Genomic DNA, 4,204 nt, shown 5'->3' on the forward strand with positions numbered 1-4,204 from the left:
ACGTCAGCGCTGGACGGCTTCGGATACCGCTGGAAATCAGGAAATAGGCCGCTTAAACTTCCTATACGCTGGATTCAATAGCAGCCGCAACCGGCGGCTGATCCAATACGATCGGATCGCATCTAATTCGACCGGACACCTGTGTCCAGATTCCGGCACCGAGCCTCGGCCAATCCCTCCAATGAAGCGGTGCCAGCGGGCTGTACGAGTCCTGGGAAAAACCCTTGCCTGTGGGCTGTTCTCTGATCAGACCGGAATCTAGAGGCCAAATTGACGCTTTAAGTCTTCGTAGAATTTACTCTGCAATACTGCGCCCTACCTTTCTATGAAAAAACTTAGGGTGCCACTTTCCTTGACGGAGCCTCGATGCCACGTGTTGCCTATAAGCTTCTGGCTGAAGAGGACGCTGGAACCTTTGAACTGCGCGTCTTATGTCCATCTTGTGTGGACAACGGAACGTTTTCTGGAGCACCTGAATCCTAGCGTTCGTTATTGAACCGGGCACCGACCGGGCATCACCTTCCCTGGAACCCCCGATGAGATCGCACTTTCCAGCCTGCAAAGGTTCGGGCTAGGCCCTCGTACAGACCTGCCTGAACACGGTCGTGACACCTCAGGTATCCTTGCCTCACTCTTGCTTCGAACTGGCGCTTCTACAGGGAAGCCTACGCTGATACCGCTGAAGAGCAGATGTTTGCCCGTATATACTTCTTGCTCGCTAGTCGGCCATGAAAGAAGCGCAATGCTCGCGCGCGCTTGACCAAACACAATGTCAGCCGGCTACTGAGGGACGGACTGCGAGATGGTGCAGTGCCGATGCCAAACGAGGGAACTTACTATGAATGATGGTCGCTGTAGCCGAGGCGTTTCGGTGGATTCCGGTGCTCGTAAAACTCGAATTCTTGTTGCCGGCTTGCTGATCGCCTTGACACTGGGCGTTGTAGCCAGTCCGGCTTTGAGTGCGCCCGGTACGGCGCCGCCGGAAGCTGACGCGATGCTGAGTATTCTCAAGCTGCCGGCTAACAGCGAAAAGGAGGGTCCGCGACTGGCGGTGCGGTGGTCCGGGCCGTTGCCTGCCACCCTGCAGCCTGGCCACCATGATGACAACGGACTCTGGCAGGCCAGTGGCGAACCAACCGAACTGGTCGATTCAATGTCCCTGCTGCCAGCCCCGGCAGGCGCACAGGATGCTGTCTTCCGGCTCGCTGACAATCAGCAAAACCTACTGGCCGTTGCGCGGTCCGAGTCGGAAACCTTCGGCTGGGAGAAGACCTTTTACGGCCCAGGACTCGACGGACTGCCTTCGGTAGCAGTGGTTTTCGAAGACGACCTGATTGTTGCCGGCCGGCTCCCGACGGCGGATGGGCAAATCGCCAATCACATCGCCCGTTGGGATGGTGAGGGATGGTCGGCTTTAGTGGGCCCGGACGGCACCGGCATGAATGATCCGGTCCGGGCGCTGGTCATCCATAATGGCGATCTGATTGCCGGGGGCCAATTTACACAGGCTGGCGGTGAAACGGTCAACTACATTGCTCGATGGGACGGTAAGGTCTGGTCGGCCTTGAGTGGCCCGGACGGCATTGGCATGAATAGCTGGGTCCGGGCTCTGGCTGTCCATGAAGGCGACCTGATTGCAGGTGGCTGGTTCACCCAGGCTGGCGGTGTGACCGTCAACCGCATTGCCCGCTGGGATGGCGATAGCTGGTCGGGCTTGAGCGGCCCGGACGGTACCGGCATGAACGACGCCGTCATGGCCCTGGCCGTCCATGACGAAGAACTGATTGCCGGCGGCAGTTTCACCCAGGCTGGCGGTGAGACCGTCAACCACGTTGCCAGATGGGATGGCGATAGCTGGTCGGGCTTGAGCGGCCCGGACGGTACCGGCATGAACAACCCGGTCCGAGCCCTTATAGTCTACGATGGTGCCTTGATTGCCGGCGGCAATTTCAATGAGGCTGGTGGTGAGCTCGTCAACCGCATTGCCCGCTGGGATGGTGACACATGGTCAGGTATAGGCGGCCCGAGCCACGCCAATCCTTACAGTGAAGTCTACGCACTGGCCGTCCACAATGGCGATCTGATCGTCGGGGGGTTCTTTTTCAGCTTGCCAATGGGAGCGACGGACCACATCATCCGCTGGGATGGTCAGAACTGGACGCGCTTGTGGGGGCCGGATAGCGGCGGCGTGAACAGCACGGTCCTTACACTGGCCGTCCATGACGGCGACCTGATTGCCGCAGGGTACTTTAATCAAGCCGGCGGTGTGACCGTCGACCGCATTGCCCGCTGGGATGGTGACAACTGGTCGGGCTTGAGCAGCCCGGGCGGTACTGGCATATATGGCGGTGTCAGGGCGCTGGCCGTCCATGATGGCGATCTGATTGCAGGTGGCGGATTCACCTGGGCAGGCGCTGAGACCGTCAACCACATTGCCCGATGGGATAGCGAGGACTGGTCAGGCATGGGCGGTCTGGTCGGCCAGGGGAGCAACCTGGTCGACGCACTGACCGTCCATGATGGGGATCTGATTGTTGGCGGTGACTTCGCCCGGGCTGGCGCGGAAGTCAGCAGAGGCATCGCCCGCTGGGATGGCGATGGCTGGTCTAGCTTGACCGGCCAAGACGGCACCGGGATCGTTGGCTGGGTCTGGGCACTGGCTGTCCATGACGGTGATCTAATTGCAGGGGGTAGCTTCATCGAAGCGGGCGGGCAGACCGTCAACCACATTGCTCGCTGGGACGGTGAGAGCTGGTCGGGCCTGACCGGCCAGAACGGCACCGGCGTGAGCGCCCCGGTTGGGGCGCTAGCCGTCCATGATGGCGATCTGATTGCCGGAGGCAGATTCGACCAGGCTGGCGGCAAGACGGTCAACCACATTGCCCGATGGGATGGTGAAGACTGGTCAGACTTGAGCGGCCCGGCAGGAACTGGCATGGACGGCGAGATCCGGGCGCTTATGGTCCTTGAAGGCAATCTGATTGCAGGGGGTAATTTCATTCAGGCCGGCGGTCAGATCGTCAACCATATTGCCCGATGGGATGGTAATGGCTGGTCGGACTTGAGCGGTGCAGATGGCACCGGCATGAGCCAGCCGGTCTGGGGGCTAACCACACATGGTGGCGATCTGATTGCCGGCGGTGATTTCATCGAGGCCGGCGGTCAGACCGTCAACCATATTGCCCGATGGGATGGCGAGAGCTGGTCAGGCTTGAGCGGCCCTGACGGCACAGGCGTGAACGGCCGGGTCTGGACGCTGGCAGTCCACGATGGCCATCTGATGGCTGGTGGCGCATTCGCTCTCGCCGGCGGCCATCCAGCCAGACGGATGGCGCGCTGGCGACGTGAGGCGACGATGACCGAAATTCTGCTGGTTACTCCCGATCAGGCTGCTCCAGGAGACCCGGTGTTGGTAGGCGCTCGCTCGGAAGGCACCGTCAACGCTCCTGATACAGGATTTCGAGCTCGCATCGAAGCCGACAGGGGAGAATTCTGCGATGCCGTGGTTGAACCGGCAGGGAACAATCAGGTCGCCTTCTCCTGTGAAATCATCCTGAACGCCCCTGGCAGCCGCACGATAACCGCCCATTACACGGGTAGCGCACTCTACGAGCCCAGCCAGTCGGCCACAGTGACCATCGAGGTCAAGGACATATTCGCAGACCGCTTCGAAGCGCCCTGAATGCGGCGGGCCGATCGTAGGATCCCGGACACTTTGAGCCGTGCCCGACACCGCCTGCACTGAAACCCAACCGGGCACCAACTGGACTTCGCCCGCCCTGGACGGCCTGTGGTGCCGCGCTTTGGACGCGTGCAAGGGTTCAACCCAAACCCTTGCACCGTTGGGGCCCAAGTCAAGCCGCGCTTCAAGACAGGAGAGCATGGGATTGAAATCAGCCCAATACCTGAAAGTATCCTTGCTGCGGAGCTTGAGGCTCAGATGGCATTACCGGACCGGGATGGAAAACCTCGCTCCGGCATGGCCAAGGGCCAGGCTGTCGAGGTTCAACGACACATCTCGGGGCGCTGTCTTGGCGGCAAGCTGCCTCCGCTGCAATCCCAGATTATTTGGCCTCCAGAGGCCACTTGCTCGAAAAATATCGTTTCCCCAGACAATGCCGTCATATCGCTTTCGAGTGTGATGAGCACCAGTGTGCTCGCTGCTTGCGATCCTGCCGTTTGGCATGACGCAAGCGGCCGAGGG

The 4,204-nt window shown here is 60.4% G+C and carries 2 protein-coding genes; one reads left to right on the forward strand and one right to left on the reverse strand.

The window, feature by feature from the left end; genetic code table 11:
* Positions 1-838 precede the first annotated feature (838 nt).
* The gene (locus LAT62_RS16095; protein WP_293386217.1) at positions 839-3,682 is read left to right on the forward strand and encodes a hypothetical protein; all 2,844 of its coding nucleotides are present in this window, start codon (positions 839-841) and stop codon (positions 3,680-3,682) included.
* A 323-nt stretch (positions 3,683-4,005) separates the two neighbouring features.
* Here LAT62_RS16095 and LAT62_RS16390 read toward each other — a convergent pair whose 3' ends face one another.
* Positions 4,006-4,125 carry a pilin gene (locus tag LAT62_RS16390; protein ID WP_367120573.1) on the reverse strand — a complete coding sequence of 40 codons (120 nt, stop codon included), beginning with the start codon at positions 4,123-4,125 and terminating at the stop codon, positions 4,006-4,008.
* Positions 4,126-4,204: the final 79 nt, after the last annotated feature.

The organism is Natronospirillum sp., assembly GCF_022565775.1.
Lineage (GTDB): Bacteria > Pseudomonadota > Gammaproteobacteria > Pseudomonadales > Natronospirillaceae > Natronospirillum.